Source organism: Leptolyngbya sp. O-77 (assembly GCF_001548395.1).
GTDB lineage: Bacteria > Cyanobacteriota > Cyanobacteriia > Elainellales > Elainellaceae > Thermoleptolyngbya.
In genome coordinates, this window is record NZ_AP017367.1 from 4,955,061 (window position 1) to 4,973,318 (window position 18,258).

16 protein-coding genes and 1 pseudogene are annotated in these 18,258 nt (G+C 55.4%); 9 read left to right on the plus strand and 8 right to left on the minus strand.

Annotation, left to right across the window (positions count from 1 at the left end; all coding sequences use genetic code 11):
• Positions 1–35 precede the first annotated feature (35 nt).
• Complete coding sequence (locus O77CONTIG1_RS20950; protein ID WP_197673262.1) at positions 36–1,538, plus strand: glutamine synthetase family protein; 1,503 nt, start codon at positions 36–38, stop codon at positions 1,536–1,538.
• A 111-nt stretch (positions 1,539–1,649) separates the two neighbouring features.
• Here the strand turns inward: O77CONTIG1_RS20950 and O77CONTIG1_RS20955 are convergent, their stop codons facing one another.
• Together O77CONTIG1_RS20955 and O77CONTIG1_RS24955 are read right to left on the minus strand one after the other, a co-directional pair.
• Entirely contained in the window at positions 1,650–3,875 is a 2,226-nt protein-coding gene (locus O77CONTIG1_RS20955; RefSeq protein ID WP_084782886.1) for a pentapeptide repeat-containing protein, read from the minus strand.
• An 82-nt stretch (positions 3,876–3,957) separates the two neighbouring features.
• Positions 3,958–4,107 (minus strand): hypothetical protein, encoded by a 150-nt coding sequence (locus tag O77CONTIG1_RS24955; RefSeq protein ID WP_156435546.1) that lies wholly within the window; start codon positions 4,105–4,107, stop codon positions 3,958–3,960.
• Between the two features lie 180 nt (positions 4,108–4,287).
• Here O77CONTIG1_RS24955 and O77CONTIG1_RS20960 point away from each other — a divergent pair, with 180 nt between their 5' ends.
• Both O77CONTIG1_RS20960 and O77CONTIG1_RS20965 read left to right on the plus strand, forming a co-directional pair.
• The gene (locus O77CONTIG1_RS20960) at positions 4,288–4,518 is read left to right on the plus strand and encodes a hypothetical protein (protein WP_068514778.1); all 231 of its coding nucleotides are present in this window, start codon (positions 4,288–4,290) and stop codon (positions 4,516–4,518) included.
• 196 nt (positions 4,519–4,714) lie between these two features.
• Positions 4,715–5,470, plus strand: a complete 756-nt coding sequence (locus O77CONTIG1_RS20965) for a Uma2 family endonuclease (protein WP_068514781.1) — start codon at positions 4,715–4,717, stop codon at positions 5,468–5,470.
• Between the two features lie 42 nt (positions 5,471–5,512).
• Here the strand turns inward: O77CONTIG1_RS20965 and O77CONTIG1_RS20970 are convergent, their stop codons facing one another.
• A complete protein-coding gene (locus O77CONTIG1_RS20970) occupies positions 5,513–6,559 on the minus strand; it encodes a thiamine phosphate synthase (RefSeq protein ID WP_068514783.1) in 1,047 nt (348 codons plus the stop codon).
• A 347-nt stretch (positions 6,560–6,906) separates the two neighbouring features.
• On the opposite strand from O77CONTIG1_RS20970, the gene O77CONTIG1_RS20980 reads away from it, so the two are divergent.
• Positions 6,907–8,475: a DUF1565 domain-containing protein gene (locus tag O77CONTIG1_RS20980; RefSeq protein WP_084782887.1), complete on the plus strand. Its 1,569-nt coding sequence runs from the start codon at positions 6,907–6,909 to the stop codon at positions 8,473–8,475.
• 96 nt (positions 8,476–8,571) lie between these two features.
• Here the strand turns inward: O77CONTIG1_RS20980 and lpxD are convergent, their stop codons facing one another.
• The 5 genes and pseudogenes from lpxD to O77CONTIG1_RS21010 all read right to left on the minus strand — a co-directional run bounded on the left by lpxD (position 8,572) and on the right by O77CONTIG1_RS21010 (position 13,329).
• Positions 8,572–9,621: a UDP-3-O-(3-hydroxymyristoyl)glucosamine N-acyltransferase gene (gene lpxD, locus O77CONTIG1_RS20985; RefSeq protein ID WP_068514791.1), complete on the minus strand. Its 1,050-nt coding sequence runs from the start codon at positions 9,619–9,621 to the stop codon at positions 8,572–8,574.
• A 12-nt stretch (positions 9,622–9,633) separates the two neighbouring features.
• On the minus strand, positions 9,634–10,335 hold the full coding sequence (grpE, locus tag O77CONTIG1_RS20990; protein ID WP_068514794.1) for a nucleotide exchange factor GrpE: 702 nt from the start codon (positions 10,333–10,335) through the stop codon (positions 9,634–9,636).
• Between the two features lie 15 nt (positions 10,336–10,350).
• Positions 10,351–10,611, minus strand: a complete 261-nt coding sequence (locus O77CONTIG1_RS20995) for a sulfiredoxin (protein ID WP_068514797.1) — start codon at positions 10,609–10,611, stop codon at positions 10,351–10,353.
• Positions 10,612–11,129: 518 nt separating this feature from the next.
• A pseudogene (locus O77CONTIG1_RS21000) lies at positions 11,130–12,189 on the minus strand (ISKra4 family transposase).
• Between the two features lie 243 nt (positions 12,190–12,432).
• The gene (locus O77CONTIG1_RS21010; protein WP_068514800.1) at positions 12,433–13,329 is read right to left on the minus strand and encodes an AraC family transcriptional regulator; all 897 of its coding nucleotides are present in this window, start codon (positions 13,327–13,329) and stop codon (positions 12,433–12,435) included.
• 339 nt (positions 13,330–13,668) lie between these two features.
• On the opposite strand from O77CONTIG1_RS21010, the gene O77CONTIG1_RS21015 reads away from it, so the two are divergent.
• The 5 genes from O77CONTIG1_RS21015 (at position 13,669) to O77CONTIG1_RS21030 (ending at position 18,236) form a co-directional block, all read left to right on the plus strand.
• A complete protein-coding gene (locus tag O77CONTIG1_RS21015; protein ID WP_068514803.1) occupies positions 13,669–14,442 on the plus strand; it encodes a class I SAM-dependent methyltransferase in 774 nt (257 codons plus the stop codon).
• Between the two features lie 3 nt (positions 14,443–14,445).
• Positions 14,446–15,816, plus strand: coding sequence for an SMI1/KNR4 family protein (locus tag O77CONTIG1_RS21020; RefSeq protein WP_068514805.1), 1,371 nt, complete (start codon positions 14,446–14,448; stop codon positions 15,814–15,816).
• 102 nt (positions 15,817–15,918) lie between these two features.
• Positions 15,919–16,293 carry a bleomycin resistance protein gene (locus O77CONTIG1_RS23905; protein WP_172799735.1) on the plus strand — a complete coding sequence of 125 codons (375 nt, stop codon included), beginning with the start codon at positions 15,919–15,921 and terminating at the stop codon, positions 16,291–16,293.
• A gap of 159 nt (positions 16,294–16,452) precedes the next feature.
• Positions 16,453–17,766, plus strand: coding sequence for a tetratricopeptide repeat protein (locus O77CONTIG1_RS21025; protein ID WP_197673263.1), 1,314 nt, complete (start codon positions 16,453–16,455; stop codon positions 17,764–17,766).
• Positions 17,763–18,236 (plus strand): DUF6882 domain-containing protein, encoded by a 474-nt coding sequence (locus O77CONTIG1_RS21030; protein ID WP_068514810.1) that lies wholly within the window; start codon positions 17,763–17,765, stop codon positions 18,234–18,236. The genes O77CONTIG1_RS21025 and O77CONTIG1_RS21030 overlap by 4 nt, the downstream gene beginning before the upstream one ends.
• Positions 18,237–18,258: the final 22 nt, after the last annotated feature.

The window sequence follows — 18,258 nt, forward strand, 5'->3', positions numbered from 1 at the left end:
TGGAATTTGCAATTTGGCAATAAGGAGATTGACCCGTGACTGCTCTCGTTCCCAAACCGGAAACCCTGACCCACCTAGAAGCCTACGTCGCTCAGCCGGGACGTGCAGAACTGGTAGCCCAGGTTCGCGCCAAGATTGATGAACTGGGTATCCAGTACATCTATTACCAGTTTGTGTCGGTGACGGGGCGGATTACGGGTAAGGGGGTTCCTGCTGCTCACTGGGAAAGCGTTGCAGAGCGCGGTATCCAGTTGGTGTATGGGGCGATGGCCAATCTGTTTCTCGACCGCTACGGTAACTACATCGGCTATGGGCCCGAAGCGTCGGAACTGGTGGCGATTCCTGACCCAGATACCTTTTGTCAACTGCCGTGGGATAAGCGGGTGGCTCGTGTCTTTTGTACGTGCTTCCGCAACCGCGAAGAGCCGGAAGCGCCCGGATCTTATCTAACGGCTGACTGTCGCGGCAATTTGCGCCGTATCCATGCCCAGTTTCAGGCGGATCACGATGGGTTGCACCTGCGCCACGGCACGGAGCCGGAGATGATGTGGCTGAAGAAGGGGCCAGATGGCAAGCCGGATGGCGGAGTGACGAAGCCCAACTGCTACCATATCCACCAGTTTGAGGAACTGCGGCCGGTGGTGTTGCGGGTGATTGAGTATGCAAACGCGATGGGGCTGGATATGATTCAGGGCGACCATGAGGACGCGCCAGGGCAGTTGGAGCTGAATTTCATGTTTGATGAGGCGCTGCGGACGTGCGATCGCCTCACGACCTATCGCCAGATCTGTGCCCAGGTGGCCCGTGAATTTAATCTCATTGCCTGCTTTATGTCGAAGCCGTTTATGGGGCTATCGGCCAATGGCTGTCACCACAACCTGTCGCTATGGTATGGCGGACAGGATGAGGTCAACGCCCTGGGGCTGGATTCGCTGCCTGGAATGCCCGGCACGTTTAGCTATCGCAAGGGCGGCGAAAACACCTTCCTGCCTGATCCGAGTCTTAGCCAGACCAAGCCCGGCCCGATCGGGCTACAGTCGATTGGGGGTGTGATTGAGCATTTGGGGGCGCTGACAGCGATTGGCTGCTCTACGGTCAACTCCTATCGTCGCCTGTGGGACAAGGGGTTGTGGGCCCCGGTCTATGCGGATTGGGGCTTTCAGAATCGTACCTGCGGGCTGCGAGTCTCGGCACCGGGTCGGTTTGAGTATCGCGCGGTGGATTCGATGGTCAATCCATATTTGATGGCGGCTGCTCTGCTGAAGGCGTTTGATGATGGGATTCGGCGCAACCTCGATCCGGGTGAGCCGGAAAGCCGAAACCTCTACGAAGCGATGGAGGCTGGAAAGCAGGTGAAGAAGCTGCCGATGTCGCTGGGGGAGGCGCTGGCCCGTCTCGATGAGGATGAGGTGATTCGGTCTGCACTGCCGGGTGAGATGTACAAACTCTACACCTGGTATAAGCGGGATGAATGGGAGAAGTTTCTGGCGACGACCTCGGACTGGGATGTGGAGATGTATCTGGATTGCTTGCCTTAGGGTGTTTGTGAATCCTTTGAAGATTAGTTACTTGAAGTAGTTTGCTTGAAGTAGTTTGCTTGAAGCACCTTACTTAAAGCAGTTCACTTAAAGTAGTTTACCTGAGGTAATTTACTTGAAGTAAATAAGCAGGTTTAGCCCCGGAATGGTGCGCGAGAGCGTCCACAGCAATAGGCCGGTGTAGATCAGTCCAAAGGCCCACTGATACCAGACCAAGGTGGTGATTAGCCCCGGCAGATGCTCGTCGCGCAGGCGGATGTCGTTGAACCCAAAGCGCAGCAGGTTGTTGGCGCTGAGGTCGAGATAGTTGAGCCAGTTCCAGCGGCGATCCCACAGTAGCGGTGCATAACGCTCCCGAAACATGGGGTAGCGGGGAATGGTGGGCAAGCGCCCAATGAGAATCCGCAACTGGCGCAGCGTGCCCTCTTCGACAAAGTAGCTCACGTCCATTTTGGGATGGAACCGCCCGCCGCGATAGAGCAAAAATAGCAGGGTTGCCGGGACGGGAATGATGACTGCGCCGAGGCAGGCGAGGGTAAGCCAGGGTGATTCTGCGAGCCGAAAGACGATGGAGAGTCCGATGGTGGCTAGTAGCCCGGTGCTGCTGAGCATCCACATGGCTTCGCTGGGGGTGGGCAGGATGGGCTGGGGATGGAGCCGCCGCACGCGGTCTACGAGCCAGAATACGAGCGCAAAGTAGGCGACGGCAATTAGCCCCACGCCGAAGGTGAGTCCGGAACTGGTGCCGTAGCGGGTCAGGGTGAGCAGGAGCGCTAGCCCGACCCAGTTTAGCGCAGTGCCCAGCCAGCCAAAGATAGAGCGGGGTTCGCTGGCAACGACGCGATCGCGCACTTTGACATAGGTGGCCAGGTCGATGCTGTCGAGTTTGAGCAGGTCGCCCAGGCTGCGAAAGGGATGCTGGGCGCGGGAAAGGGCGATCGCCTCGGCCTGTTTTGCCGAAAAGCCAATCTGCTGAAGCTGTGCCTGGGAAGCGGTGTTCAGGTTCAGGCCCCAGAGGGAGCGCTCGATTTGGCGCGATCGCAGTCGTTGCGCCAGGTAGCCAATCTGGTTGGCATCGGCAATTTGCTCGATGGAGCGGAAGTTTCGCACCAGGTTTCGCAAGATCGTTTCGTTGCCTTGCAGGGTGGGCACGGAAATGGCTCGACCGATCTGTCCTGGACTGCCCAAGATTTTGGCGCGATCGGGGTTGAATTGCAGTCCGGCCACATTTAAGTAGGCCCCCGGGGCAAAGCTGGCATCGCCAAAGTCAGTCTGCGCCTGAATGACTGCGCCGCGTAGGTTAACGGGCTGCCCAAACTGCACCTCGCGGAAGGTCGCTGTCTGCTCAAACACTGCATCCGAGAGAAAATACCGACTGGGCAAAACTGGCTCTGGTTGAAAAACTGCCGCTGCTTCCCAGTGGGTCTGGGCAAAGTCGGCATTCCCCTGCCAGCGTACCCGGCTGAAATTGGCGACCTGCTGAAAGGTTGCCCGATTGAAGTTTGCCGCACCCTGAAACTCGCTGCTCTGAAACGTGGCTCCACCCTGAAAGCGCGATCGCCCAAAGGTAGCTCGCTCAAAAAAGATGACGCTGCGAAACCGCGCCTCCTGACGAAAGCGGGCATCGGCAAAGCTGGCGGGCTGCCCAAAGCGGGCATCCGACCAATCTGCTTCCTGACTAAAATCGGCTCCGGCGGCGTCTACTTTACCCAAGAAAAACGTGTTGCTGAAATCCGCCACGCCTTCGATTCGCGCCTGGGCCAGCAGCAGGGGGCCGCGCAGCACAGTCAGCTTTAGCACTGGGGGTGGGTCCTGGGTCAGCAGGGATCTGGATAGTTGGCTGAGTTGGGTAATCCGGCGGCGATCGCGCTTGAGTTGGTTGCGCTCGTCTTCGGTCAGCAGGTCAGATAGCTCGTCGCCAAAGACCGGAGCCTGCAAGCCCAGTTGGGCGATGTCGAGCTTGCCCTGGATCAGGCTGCTGCTGAGGTCGAGGCCGAGGGGTGTGGGCGATCGCCGCAAGGTTGCCTGCACCAGCCGATAAAACTGGTCGCGGAAGGCGATATTTTCTGGCCGCAGGTCGATCGCTACGTTCCGCAGATCAATCGCTGCGCCGTCGTCCAGGGTCACGGGCTTTTTGAGCCGCTGCTGCAACAGTTCCAGCGTCAGGGGTTGCTGATCTTGCAGCGGAGCCGCGGCCTGAGCAGGATGCATCCACCCCAGCCCGCTTACCAGCACCAGCAACGCCACCGCCCAAACCCATCCCAGCCGCCGCAAGCCTGCCCACTGTTGCTTCAGTTGCCTGCCCAGCCGCGCCCCCACGTTTTGCCTGACTCCCATCTACCCGTCACAAGGTTCGCCACAGCGTTTGCCCTTGCATCATCCCACACGACCGTCACCAGAGTTGCTATAGCTCGTCAGTCTAGCCGTGACCTGGATTCGGCGGTGTCCCCCGTTTTTCACCTTTCGCTAAAATCACCAGGGCTTTGTCAATCTCCCGCACTTTAATTGCCCGCACTGCCGTCAGCAGGGCGCGAATCAGCGCCACTTCATTTTCAAACAAGACCACCATTTGCTGAAACTCCGTTGTTCTTATTTGCCAGGTCTCTGCATTATGCATAAAAGCAGATAAGCATATAATCAGATAATCAGATAATTAGATAATTAGATAAGCAGATAAGCAGATAAGTAGATTTATTGCAGTGCATATTGCCCTATGACAGAATTGCAATAATGTTTATCTGTCTTCACAATGGTCAAGGTTAAGACTGTTCAGTTTAGAGCGCAGGTTCCACAGGATATTGATTTCCTGATTCGGGCGATCGCCCCCTTCAAAAACGCAGGGAAAGACTGGACGCTCAGTGATATTGCAGTGGAAGCTCTGACAGAGTGGCTGCAAAAACCAGAAAATCGTGAGTTGGTGGAGGCTCACAACATTCTGGAGGGATTAGAGCGTAGAGGCTTGACTAGCAATATTTTTTGAACCTATTTACAGCATTTTTGAAGCTAGTGAGGCACACGGATGGTCAATAAGCCCTTGCCTCGTGAGGGCAGCGTGTGCCTCACCCCGCAAGAAAATGCTGTATCAACCTGGCAATATTTGACCTTGCATCCCGAGCCGCCTTCATTCCCCTGCCCGCCTACAATGGATGCATTCTAAGGATGTTTGAGGTTTCGCTATGCTGCCGATCGACCTACAGCATTTGCCCTCCAGCGAAGAGCTGCCTTGCTCGGATGATACGCCCGTGGACAATGAAGACCAGAATCTTTTGCCCAATATTCTGCTGTTTTTGCTCAATTCGATGTGGGCGAACCGCAACGATTGGTATTTTGGCGTGGACATGGGCATTTATCACACGACTGGCAAAAATCCGAGAGTGCCTGTGATTCCGGATGGATTTTTGAGTTTGGGGGTTGACCGTCGCAAGCCGAGCCGCAAGGGACGAGGACGGCTCAGCTATGTGCTGTGGGAAGAGAACAACATTCCGCCGATTTTGACGCTGGAGTTGGTGTCTCATAGCTATGGCGGGGAGTATGACGAAAAGATGAACCTCTACGCCCGCTTGGGGGTGCTTTACTATGTCATCTACAATCCAGAGTTTTGGCAGCGGGACGGGCATCAGCCGTTTGAGGTGTACAAATTAACGAACGGACAGTATGAGTTGCAGAGTGGGGAACCGTACTGGATGCCGGAGGTGGGGTTGGGCATTGGACGGCATCAAGCTGTGTTTGGCAATCTGCCGCAGGAGCAGTTGGCGTGGTTTGATGCGAAGGGCGATCGCTACCTGAGTGAAGCTGAAATCGAACGGCAGCGGGCCGAAGCCGAACGGCAGCGACGAGAGCAACTGGAGGCGTTTTTGCGATCGCACGGCTTTGATCCAGACCAGTTGCCGCCTGGCCAAGTGCCTGAAAACCTGAAAAATAGAGGCGACTGAGAAGGGCATTTCTTCAGCAAAACCCGGTTCAAGACCTAAGCGCTACGCCCCAGCCCCCAGCCTAGTTAGCAGCGCTTGGGTCGCCTGGGTTGGCTGCTGCGCTTGCATGATGGCTCGCACGACGGCAACCTGGGTTGCGCCAGCGGCGATTACGTCGCCCAGATTTTCGGCATCGATGCCGCCGATGGCAAACCAGGGCACAGGCGAATGGGCTGCGGCGTAGCGCACGTAGTCGAGGCCGGCGGCGGCTTTGCCTGCTTTGGTTGGCGTTTCGTACACGGGGCCCACGCCGATGTAGTCTGCGCCTTCGCTGAGGGCCCGCTGCATTTCGTCGGGGTTGGTGGTGGAGCGGCCGATGATGCGGCTGGGGCCGAGGATTTGCCGGGCCAGGGCGATGGGAATGTCCTGCTGACCCAGATGCACGCCGTCGGCATCGACGGCCAGGGCAATGTCTACTCGGTCGTTGACCAAAAACAGGGCATCGTAGCGACGGCAGAGGTGACACAGCTTTTCAGCAAGCTGGAGCCGGGTGGGGTCGTCGGCGGTTTTGTCGCGATATTGCACCAGGCTCAGCCCGCCCTGGAGCGCGGCTTCCACAATGGGCAGCAGGTGTTCGTGGGGCGAGGTGACGAGGTAGAGGGGCGATCGCCGCAGTTTGTGCATCCGTCCGTCGTGCGATCGCCCCATGAGCTGGCTGTCTAGCGCATAGACCCGATAGCGGAGTTGTTTGCAGGCGGCGGCCATTTCGGGCCGGTCAATTTTGCTGTATTCCTCCAGCACCCGCAGTGCCTCCTGCACTCGACACAGGTTGGCTTGTAGCAGTGCATCGAGGCTAGGACGCTCCATTTCGGCGGCGTGGGTCAGGTCGGTGCCGGGGTCGCCAGGGGTGTCGCGGGCGGCTCGCAGGTCGGCGGTGTGCCACTGGGCGAGGTGCTGGCGCAGGTCTTTGCAGTCTGCGGTCAGGCTGGCATCGTTCAGCCCAAAGCGGCACCACTCTTCTACGATTCGCAGCCCCTCGCGGGCCCGATCCAGGTTGGCATCCAAAATGCGGTGAATGGCGGTGAGGGGGCGGTCGGCTGGGTGGTGCATACGACAAGGGATGAGGGTGAAGACGATTAGACTGCGGAGGGGTTGGGCTGAATCGGGGAGCAAGTTGCAGCAAAACAAAGCCGAGAGCGATCGTAGCGAATTTGAGCAGCAGGGGCAAAGGCGGGAGGGGAAGTGTGAATGTTGCAGGGGAGAAATTGAGGCGGAAGGTGCTGGAAGGAGCAGGAAAAATGATGGGGGCGATCGCCAGAAGTTATCTTTATTCGACTTGCTTCAGAACTTTTTTACATAAAAAAGTGAGCAGATTTTGAGAGATTCGCTAGTATGAATGGCTGAATTTCTAAACACCATAACCCGTAAAAATTTCCAGCTTTTTTGGGAGGGCAGCGATGACTCTAAAGGGATGGGTACGGCCGCCAGTCGGGATGCGAGTGCAATCTATTCGGTCGATTCGGCAATCTCCGGCGACGCTGCACATCCAGCAGGGGAGCCAGTTGGCCGTTCTAATGTTGGGGCTGTTGGGGACGTTGGGCGCGCTGGAGGGTGTGCCTCGCCGATTTGCTCAGGCCAATGAACCTGTGGTGCAAGCGGCCGTTTCCCAACTGATCTTTGTGCATCCGGTGTTGGGCAGCGATGCCACAGGAGACGGATCGCCGCGATCGCCCTTCCGCACGATTACCCACGCTGCCCGACTTGCGCCGCCCAATACAGTCATTCTGCTTGCGGCGGGAACCTATGCAGCGGCCAACGGGGAACGATTTCCGATTTTGCTGCCGCCGGGGGTGGCGGTGCAGGCAGATCCGACCACGGGCGGCGAGGGGGTGGTGATTCAGGGGCAAATCGCGCAGGGCGATGCGACCCCGATGGCTGCGACTGCTGCCCCTGCTGTTATGCCGCGCCCAGCCGCCCGGTCTGCTGTGCCAATTGCGCCGCAGGCCAGCATCAGCGCTGAGGTTGTGGAAGAACCCGCTGTGCCGTTTCCCTTTGCAGCGGCGGGCACCGGGTTTCTGCCAACCATGCCGACGGGCGATTTTCCGGTATCCAGCGGGCTGAACCCACAGCGAGGAGCCACCCCGCGCACGTTTGGGCGGGCGGCTGGAGGGCGATCGCCCTCGTCTGCCAGTGCCCCGCCCGCAGCGCCGATGCCAGCTCAGGGTTCGATGCCAATGCAGGGTTCGATGCCGACGCAGGTTGCGCCCCAGTTTCTCCAGGGCATTCCCATTTCCGTTGCGCCGCCTGCGGTAATCTACCCACAACAATCTCAAGCTGGAGATGGCAACAGCCCATTGCCTAGTCAGTTTGTGCCTGGCCAGCCCATGCCTAGCCAGGCTATTTCATCGGGGAGCTTTGCCGCGCCGGCTCCCGTGCGGCGGCCGGTTGAGCAGCGTGCCTTTCGTCCTTTGCCCCAGCGCACATCCCAGGGCGGTGCAGTGGCGCTGTCGCCGTCTCGTCAGGAACCCGTTGCGAATTTCCAGGGCGTGATCGAGATTCCTGTGCCGCCGCCAGAAAGCTCTGGACGTGTGGCTCCGCGCCAGTCTAGAGCAACGGTGCAGCGATATGAGCGGCCGCCTGCGGTGGGGCGATCGCCCGTTCTAGTTCCGCCTGCCCCTCCCTACACACAATACACGCTGCTGCCTGTGCCCGACCCCAATGCGCCGATTGGCAACGTCAGCGGCGTGCCCAGTGTGCCAGTGTCTGGCGCTCGTCCCCGCCCCACTACGCCCGTTGCCAGCCGCGCTAGCGAGCTAGGGCTGCGCTATCGGGTGGTGGTTCCTGCTGCCAGTGCGGCTGTGCAAGATCGGGTGCTGAGCGTGTTTCCGGGTGCGTTTCTCACCTACGATCGCCGCCAGTCGGTCGTTATGCAGGTGGGCGCGTTCAATAGCGAAGCCAATGCCCAGGAAGTGATTGATATTCTCCGTCAGAACGGGGTTCGCGCCCAAATTGAGCGAGTGGACTAGGTATGGGGGGGCGGCAGCCAGACCAATTTGGGGTTTTGGATTTTGGATTTTGGATTTTGGATTGCCGATTATGCCTTCGTCCAGATTAAACCCCTCCTACAATCCCAAATGTTTCTGCACCTGTCGCAGGGTGCGCTGCATGTCGGGGAGGCGTTTCCAGGCGGCGGCAATGCGACGAAATTCTGCGGCAGGCATGGCGGGTGCGCCCATGATGATGCTGTTGGGCGGAATATCGGCGTGAATCATGGATTTTCCAGCAATTTGGCTGAAGTTGCCGATGTGAACTTGGTTATTGATACCGACCTGTCCGCCAACGATGACGCGATCGCCCAGGCTGCTGCCGCCGGCCATGCCCGTTTGAGCGGCGATCGCGCAGGCTTCGCCAATGATGCAACCGTGGCCAATCTGTACTAAGTTGTCGATCTTGGTGTTGCGGCGGATGCGGGTTTCGCCGACGGCGGGGCGATCGACGGCGCTATTGCAGCCAATTTCTACGCCGTCTTCGAGGACGGTGCGGCCGGATTGCTCCATCTTTAGCCAGCCGTCGCGGGTGGGCACAAAGCCGAAGCCTTCAGAACCGATGACTGCGCCGCTGTGGATGACGCAATCTGCGCCGATTTGGGTGCGCTCGTGGAGGGTGCAGTTGGCGTGAAGGATGGTGCGATCGCCCACGGAAACGCCGGGATACAGCACGACGTTGGGATGGATGCAAACGTGGTCGCCAAGCACGCAGCCTGCCTGGATCACCACATTTGCGCCGATGGAGATATGCTTGCCGAGGGTGGTGGTGGGGTCGATGATGGCGCTGGGGTGAACGCCGGGGGCGGGCTGGAAGGGTTGGTAAAACAGGGCGATCGCCTGGGCAAAGAGGAGGCGCGGGTTGGGGGTGGCGATCCAGGCGATGGCGCGATCGCTGGCGGCCTGTTGCAGGGCGGCATCCTGGGGCAAGATCAGGGCGCTGGCGGCGGTAGTGGCGATCTGTTTGGCAAACTTACCGCCTTCGATGTAGCTGAGAGTGCCGCTTGGGGCGGTTTCGATGGGGGCGATCGTGCTGATCTCTGGGTCGAGGTGGGGCTGCTGGGGGAGGCTACTATCCAGGGTGTGACCTGGCTTGCCGAGCTGGTGGACAATTTCGCTAAAGCGCATTTTGACAGAATCTTAGGGGTGGGTATCGTTGGGCTGCACTGGGCTGACTTTGGCCCGAAACAGCAGGTGATCGCCCCAATAGTATCCGGCAAAGCGCACCCGAATGCGATTGCCCGGTTGCACGGCTGTCCTCGAAGTTTCCATTAGTTCGTGCTTTTGGGGGTCATAGCTTGCTTCGCTGCCAATCGGCGCAATGGGGGTCACGTCCCAATCGGTGAGCAGTCGCTCAAGCGGGCGCAAGTGGGGCACGAGTTGTCGGGCTGGAAAGTCAGGGTTTTGCTCAATCACATTCAGGAAGACAGGCAGTTTTTCGAGCAACGGCTCTAACTGCAACAGCGCGGCCCGCTGGCAGGACTGGACGGCTTCGGCGGTCTGCTGTTCGACCTGGCGCTGCAAGCGCTCATACTCTTTTTGCAGGGTCGTCAGCGATTCGGATCGAGCAGCTTTTGAAGTGGAATGCAAGTCTGGACGTGCGACGGGCGGAGAACCCGAAAAGGTGGCAATCAGGTCGCTAATCGAGGTGTTTAAGGCTTGGCTGAGTTGGGCGATCGCCCCCACGCGCAGCTTCAGCACGCTACCGCGCCGCAGTTGGTCGATTTGCCAAGCAGATACGCCCGCTTGATGAGCCAGTGCGGCAAAGCTGGGGATGCCAGCCTGTTGCATGAGCGATCGCAACTGCGGCGTATAGGGAAACGAATTGTTAGACGAAACCATGCGATGAGCCAGACGCTATGCCAGGTGCATCTTAAGAATCGACGGAGAGGCCCGCCGCACCTTGCATAAAATCGTCTCATGTCCCAGGCGCGAACAGGCCTCAAAACGGTGGCAGCCTGAAAATCCGTAATATTGGCCGTTTACTTCCAGAACATCAATCGGCTCCTGGAGTCCAATTTCTTGGATGGATTCCATCAGCGCCCGGACTTTTTCCGGGTCATTTTGACGAAAGAGCGGTCGCTGGATTAAGCGAATGGGGATTGCTTCGATTCTCATGGCAGTGCAAGGGATAGTGTGCAATGTAGTTTTGGTGAGGCTGCTGGTGCAGATGCAGCCTGCTTTTCTCAAGCATACTCATAACGAGTACGACTTGCAAACGATCGCCTGGTGAACTCGCTAAATGGGGCTTTGCGGCTTGCCTAAGTGTTTTTCGGACTTTTTAATGCTTCTTCACGGATTCTTCATGATTTTTCTGCGTAAGTAGCGCCGCAGGAACCGCGTTTCTGATGAAAACACTGTAAGTTATGCTACAGCGTTTTTGAAGCTAGTGAGGCACGCAGATGGTTGAGAAGTCTTTTCCTAGTCAGGACTGTGTGTGCCTCACCCTGCAAGAAAATGCTGTAGCAATATAAAAACTTGAGAAAAAGGCTCTCGAATGTAAATCTATATTTCTCTGCTAGCTTTGATTTAGCTAATGCTTTTCGCTTTATTAATAGCTGGCAGGCCTTTATGTTGTGGCTGTAGATAGTAAGGCAACGTTTTACAGCAATGAGTGCATCCCAATTTTGCAAGACTCATGTTGAGAATTGCCCATTGAGGTAGGCACAACGTTGCTTCAGCACCTGCGGAACGTTATCTTTGTCCCACTGCGCCCCCGATATCTTGATTCGCCGCCCAAGTTGTTTAACGGTCGATTCAATTGCCCCGGAACCAATGGAGACTCCTTCAGCTTGATAGTAGCCATAATTGACAATCCGCTGTCGATGCTTGTTAAGGTAGCTAACGAAATTCGTAACCCGCTCGTGTTGCCAATCCTCAAACTGTGCAATTGCGCCCTCGACATCGCCTTGCCACAAACAGGTTTCCACGGCATCTAAACGTTGCACAGAACCACCCACTTTGCCCAAATTCTCAACCAAGTGATACCAGTCCAAAATCTCCCGTCTTTGGGTCTGGTTGCCAATCTGGGTGTAGACATTCCAGACCCATCATGCCCATCTCCAATACAAGTCAATGGGTCAGATAAAGACTGAACATTGACCCAGTTGACCAACTGCTCATTGTCTTGAAAGAAGGCAGCAACACAGGACTCGTGCAGATTCACTGCCTTGTAATCTCGCCATTCACTCGGTTCTCCTTCGGGTGTTCGCAATCGCACTTTACCTCCATCGATACTCATCTCCTCAACCGTTTCTTCCACTTGCGGTAACTCAAAGATTTGACGATGCACTAATCGCTGTTGAGTACTGTGAGAAACCTTTATCCCAGTCAACACTTCAATGTCTTCTGCCGCCCGCTCATACGATTCATTGGCACTCACCAACAAACAACACCGCTCCAGGTAAGGACTCCATCGTGTGTACGCTTTCACCTCCAGAATTTGAGCTTGTTTCTCACTCACTTGCAGTTGTCCAAGGATGCTCTCGATGCGACGCTTTCGTCCACTTGTCGTGCCGCTACTTGTTGCAATAAAAAATCCCCGATCTCTGGGCTGACATGTTCGAGCAGATGTCCTCGCACTGCCGCCTCAATCCCTGCCAACGTTTTCACTTGCTCTGGGTCAGTTTCCTCGTATAGCAGAGCGGCAAGGGCACGAGCATGGGCTTGGATTTGGGCTTTTTTCTCAGCGTCCATGACAGGTATCGGGTAAAAGTACAATACTCAAAGTTTATCGCTATCGCCAAAGTCTAGAACTAAGCACTTTTACTCATCGCAAAAGTGGGATGCACTCAGAACACATTGTGTGTTCTACTTATCTACGCCATCGTCAGGTTGGGTTATTCAAGGGAGCTACAATCGCATAAAAATTGAGCCAGCGGGATCAACAATGTCGAGATCGCACGCAAACACGCAGTTAAATTTTGATTGGAACCTTTACTAGGGTAAAACAGCCTTGCGGTAAGCTGTTGGCGTTACTCCAACCGTTTGGTGAAACTGTCGAGTAAAGTGGCTAGGACTAATAAACCCACATTGTAGCCCCACCTCTAAAATACTCAGGTGGGGTTGCTGAAGCAATGTTTTTGCCTTTTCAAGGCGCTGCTGGCGAACATACTGAAATGGGGCGATTCCCATTGTTTGTCGAAACATGCGGCAGAAGTAGTACTGACTCATCCCAGCAATGTTGGCTAAGTCCTGCAAGCTGATAGAGTGTTGCAGATGGGCGTCGATGTATTCCAACACAGGGATTAATCTGTATCGAGGGATGCCTCCGGTATAGACTGGCAACAGAGGTGGTCGCGTTACGTACTGCTTGAGTAAATGGACGATCAAAGCCGTGGTTAGAGAATCTCCATAGATCGGCCCGATGGGGTGACCAGACTCTGTATCGGCCTTGAGTAGGTGTAAAATCTGGCTGACGAAGGCATCGCCATCGTGCAACCAGCAAAAGTTGAGTTCGATGCGATCGCACCCCACCGCCTCATGGGCCACCGTCCTCAATAAAAATGGATCTAACGCCAGCACAATCGCCTGCGATCGACTCTGCCAGCGCGAGGCAAAGGGTAAGCTAGCTGGAATGATGGAGAGACTGCCTCTAGGAGCCATTTCTGAACGGTGACGACCGTCAATCCACCGTTCTCCGTGCCAGGAACCCAGCAGCACGCCGATGTGATGGTGGGAGGCACAACATTCGGGGAACTCCCAAGGAGGCGCGTCATGGTGTTCCAACACTACCCCTTGCCAGTGCCCCTGGCTGAGCAGCAACGGCGGGGATGGTAACAGTTTGTCGTACTCAAGCCCTTGATGATAATCGAGCAAGGCAGGCAACTTCGGCACGATGGATGGCTTAAAGGATGTAGATGATTTTCTAAAATATCTTATTTTCCACCCTGCGCTTCAAGCGTTTTGTCAAAGACAAAAGGCAACTGAAGACAAGTTTGAGCAAGCGCTGGCAAGACAAAGGCTAAAAGGTAGTAGCTAGGGTAGAGAAGTTGTTGGACATTGATAACCGTTACTAACCACATCTCCATGCGTAGTTGAGAAATCTGTCAGGAGACAGGGGAACATCGACTAGTACGCCTTGGCTTGTAGTTAGCGCTTCAGCGCTAAAGCGCTGACTACCAACCTAAGTTCTAGCTATGACATAGCATTAGAGAGTTATGACATTGAGGTGCCATGACTGAACCATTTCCGTTTTATCAGGGGTATGACTGCTATCGTGCTCGCTATCCGAAGGGGGCGATCGCCCAAATCCTTTCTGGCATAACCAACCGTCCCATCGTTGCTGCTGACATCGGGGCCGGGACAGGCATTGGCTCCCGGCAACTGGCAGACCAAGGAGTGCAGGTGATTGCGGTGGAACCGGGGGCTGAGATGCGGAATGGGGCAGTTCCCTACGATGGTGTGAACTTTGTGGAAGGGACTGCTGAGCAGGTGCCACTGGAAACTGCATCGGTCGATTTAGTCACCTCTTTCCAGGCGTTTCACTGGTTCGACTTTGCCCAAAGCCTGAAGGAATTCCACCGCATCCTCAAGCCCGATGGCCGTTTGGCGCTGGTTTGGAACTTCTGGAACCAGCAGGATGCTGTTTCTCAGACTTACACAAAATACCTTTACCAGGCATCTCAACCGGCAGATAAGTATCTGAAACCAATTGAAAAACTTTCCCTTAAAGGCGGACTTAATGCCCTCCGCTACCAGCTTTTTTGGTACGGCGTTTACTTGCCTTACTTTAAGAATCTGCGGCGCTACATCTTCACCTTTGAGCAGTTTCTAGATCTGGAAGGGTTGATTGGACTGGCTCGTAGCCAGGGGTTTACGCCACAGTCGAGGGCGGAGTTGGCAAAGCTGGAGGCAAAGCTGGCGGATCTGTGCGATCGCCATTCTAACCCCCAGGGACAGGTGCGCCTGCTCTACACAACCCACCTTTATCTGGCCTACAGGAACTGAACAATGAATGGATTGATTCAGCGGTTAGACCAGTGGTTGCAACAAAACTGCCCCGAATACTACGCTGTCCTGCAACCAGGAGTCGAACAGGATCTCTGGTCGGCCTTGGAGCAGTCTCTGGGGGTAGCCCTGCCCGGTGAGTTCCAGCAGATTTATCAGTGGCGTAATGGGGAGGCTATGCGGCGTGGGCAGTATGAGCGAATCGGCTTCTGGTTTCCCTACAACTGGATGCCCCACCATAGTGTTCTCAACGCCCGCAAAACCCTGAACGGGCTGCTCGACGAGGGAGAGTTTGCCTTAGAGAACTGGTGGAACACCCGGTGGGTGCCCTTCTTTGAGTTCAATAACAATTACCTCTGCCTCGACATGGCGGGGTGCTGGACGGGGCAGGTGGGGCAGGTGTTGGAGTTCTGGCATGAGGATTGCGATCGCAGAATCCTGGCTCCCTCCTTTCGACAGTGGTTAGAGGCTTTGGTGGTAGGTCTGGAGCAGGAGCGACTGGTCTATCAGGTCGAAGCCCAACAGGTAGTTTCAACAAATGAGAACAACACCCGCACCTGGCTGACCGCCCACCTACCCAACTACCCCCGCTATGTCGAAGCCGGATGGACTCTGGCAGAAAGCACCTTACCGCCAACTTTAGCTCCCTTTACCCCAGAGCAACTGACCCAAATTCCTGCCTATTGGGCAAAGTGGTTGAGTTGCGCCCAGCGCACCGCCCGCATCACCCAATCCATCATCCGCACTATCCTGGAACGAACCTATCGCTTACTTGGGTTAGAATGCCCCGCTATTCACTTTGCAGAAAGCCCCCTACAAGCCGTAGAAATGCTGCTCTCGCAGGAAGATCGAGAAGACCCTGACCGTTCTCTGGCAGACTATTTTGGCGAGCATTTGCTTTATAACTATGCCAAACATCTGCGCCACTACCAGCCAAGCTGTCCGGCTCTGGAATGGCCCCAGGACAATCTAGCTCTGCAAAATCTGGATTTGCTAAATGAACAGGTAATGCAGCAGATCGAAGAGCAGATCGATCTATCCATACAATCGTTTGATGGGCTGGGAACATTTGGCTTTGGGTATCCAGATTCTGCCCTTCCGAGGGCTTTCTGTCTGGATAGCATCAGTATGGAATGGGGCGTTTTTGCGGATATTAATATCTCCCTGCGGAACTGGAAGTACGACCCGGAACGATGGGAGTTATTTCAGGCTCTAATGTGGGAATGTGGCTGGATTTATCCTCTGAAAACCGTTTGTGTCGTGTGCGATCGCCCTACTGTCATCGATCTGACTGCCGACCCACCCTGCATCGAGTTTTCCGATGGGTTTACTGCAACCGTCGTCACCAATGACGGTTGTTATGACGAGTACTGAGGGAAAAGCAATGGAGCAAGAAATTACCATTCCCGAACCGTTCTGGTCACTGCTGCGCTGCTGCAAGGTGTACTGCTACTCAACCAATGGGAGACCTTAATTATGCCGTCAGATCAGGCCATTCCTATCCTGCTGTCACGGGACATTCCTAAAAGTGTTGACTTCTATCAAAAGTTAGGATTTGAGAATCGTTATCCGGTCAATCCAACCACCGATTACGTTATTCTATGCCGGGGTTCCCTAGAAATTCATCTCTCTTTCTTTCCAGAAATTGTACCCTCAGAGTCGCATCTGGCCTGCTATTTACGAGTTACCCACGTAGATGAATTATTTCAAGCATTTCAAACCTTAAAACTACCCGCGGAAGGCATTCCTCGCCTCGGCTCCTTAGAAGATAAACCCTGGGGAATGCGGGAATTTTATGTCGTTGATCCAGATGGAAACTTACTAAAAATAGGGCAGGTGATTGCAGGGTGAAAGCCATCCTAATTGTCCTGGGGAATCCTCCCAATTCTGATGGAAGCGTGAGTCGAATCCTTCAATCCAGGTTAGATTTGGCGATCGCGCTCTATCACACAGGCAAGGTTCATAAACTGATTCTGACAGGAGGTGCTGTCAACCGGTATGAGTGACGCTTTGCCACAGTACTCAAGCGCTGAGGACTATTATCAGGCCGGGTTAGCCGCGTTAGACGATTGGTCTACCCGCCAGGACGCGATCGCCCTGTTTCAGCAGGCGGTTGAGCTAGACCCCGAACACCTGGATGCCTGGTACGCGCTAGCCAAACAGCAGCAGGAAGCCGCAGACTATGCTGGAGCGTTGGCTGCCTGCGATCGCATCCTCACCCTCAACCCAGACCATAGCCAAGCCTGGGCTTGCCGAGCGGCAGCACTGCATGACCTCCAACGGTTTGCAGAAGCCATCGATAGCTACGAACGGGCACTTGCAGGGTTTGCTGATTTACCAGATGTTGAGTTGTTGGACCACTGTAGTCTGTGGGCAAACCGGGGGAGTCTCTTGGCTCACCTAGGACGACCAGAAGACGCGATCGCCAGCTATGACGAGGCGATCGCCCTTTTAGAGGCAGAAGACGATCCAGAAAACGATCAGACATTGGGGTCTTATTACGGAGACAAGGGCAATATCCTTTTCAGCCTGGAGCGATATGTAGAGGCCATTGATACCTACAACCAAGCGGTCTTTCTAGAGGCAACCGCCCAGGAAAATCGCTATAAAGCCTATGTTCGTTTAGGGCGAGAACAGGAACTTCTGGATGCCTATGATCAGCAGCTCAGCGAATTTCCTGAAGCTGATAATAGCCCTAACCAATATGGCGAAACTCCAGACTGGATCTGGAGACAAAAAGGCGATGTTTTGATGCAAGCTGAGCGTTATGAAGAAGCGCTTGTGGCCTATCAAAAAGCCTTTGAGTTGAACCCCGATTGCCATGATTTGGCGGTTAATGATGCCTTAGGCAAGTTGAACTACCCAGAGCATGAAGTCTTTGCGCTGCTATTGGAAAACTATGACCGGGCTTTAGGAAACTATCCGGACAATGCCCAACTCTGGTACAAACGAGCGATGTTGCTCAGCACGCAACCGAATCAAGCAGAAGCAGCCCTAGAAAGTTTTGACCGTTCTTTAGCCATTGATTCCAGTGATGTGGGTTGCTGGTATAACCGGGCATTGCTGCTAACCAAACTGCAACGGCTGGAAGAGGCTGTCATCAGCTATGAACGGGCACTGGCGATCGACCCCGACAATGAGAGCTGCTGGCACAATCAAGCCCTCCTTTTGGAGCAACTCGGGCGATACGAAGAGGCTTTGAACTGCTACGACAGACTCCTCGACATTTACTCCCGCACCAAACCGCCCAAAGCGGCTTCCTGGGTACGCGATAAACAAACTGAACTCCTAAGACGGATCGAACGCAGGGAAGACCACTCATGAACCCGGAACCACCCGCCTACCCCATCCTGCTGGCTCGCAGCCTGGAAGAACTACATTTCAAAACCCAGGCGCAGGAACAACTCTGGCTACTGGGACAATGCAACTGGGAGGTAGACCAGGCGCAGGGCAGCATCCGGTTCACCAACCCCAGAGGCCAGATCATCACCGCCCCAGTGCAAATCATCGGCACCTACAACACCCTGGATGGCACCTGGCTCTGGGGGTGGGAGCATCCCTCTGTAGTGCCCGCTCTCCAGAACCATGCCCGCGCTCTACGAGACTACGGCGAAGCCCAGGGCGTAGACCGATTGACCACGCGCAAACTGCACTGTTCAGAACCGGAAGCTTGGGAACTCACTGCCCTTGCCTGCTGCCTCTGCCATGCCGAGGGTGCCTATTGTGGTCCGGCGGGCACCACCCTCGTTTTCATGACCTTTGGCAAAACCACCATCAGTCCGGGGAATGGATAGGTCTACCCAGTCAAGGAGAAGC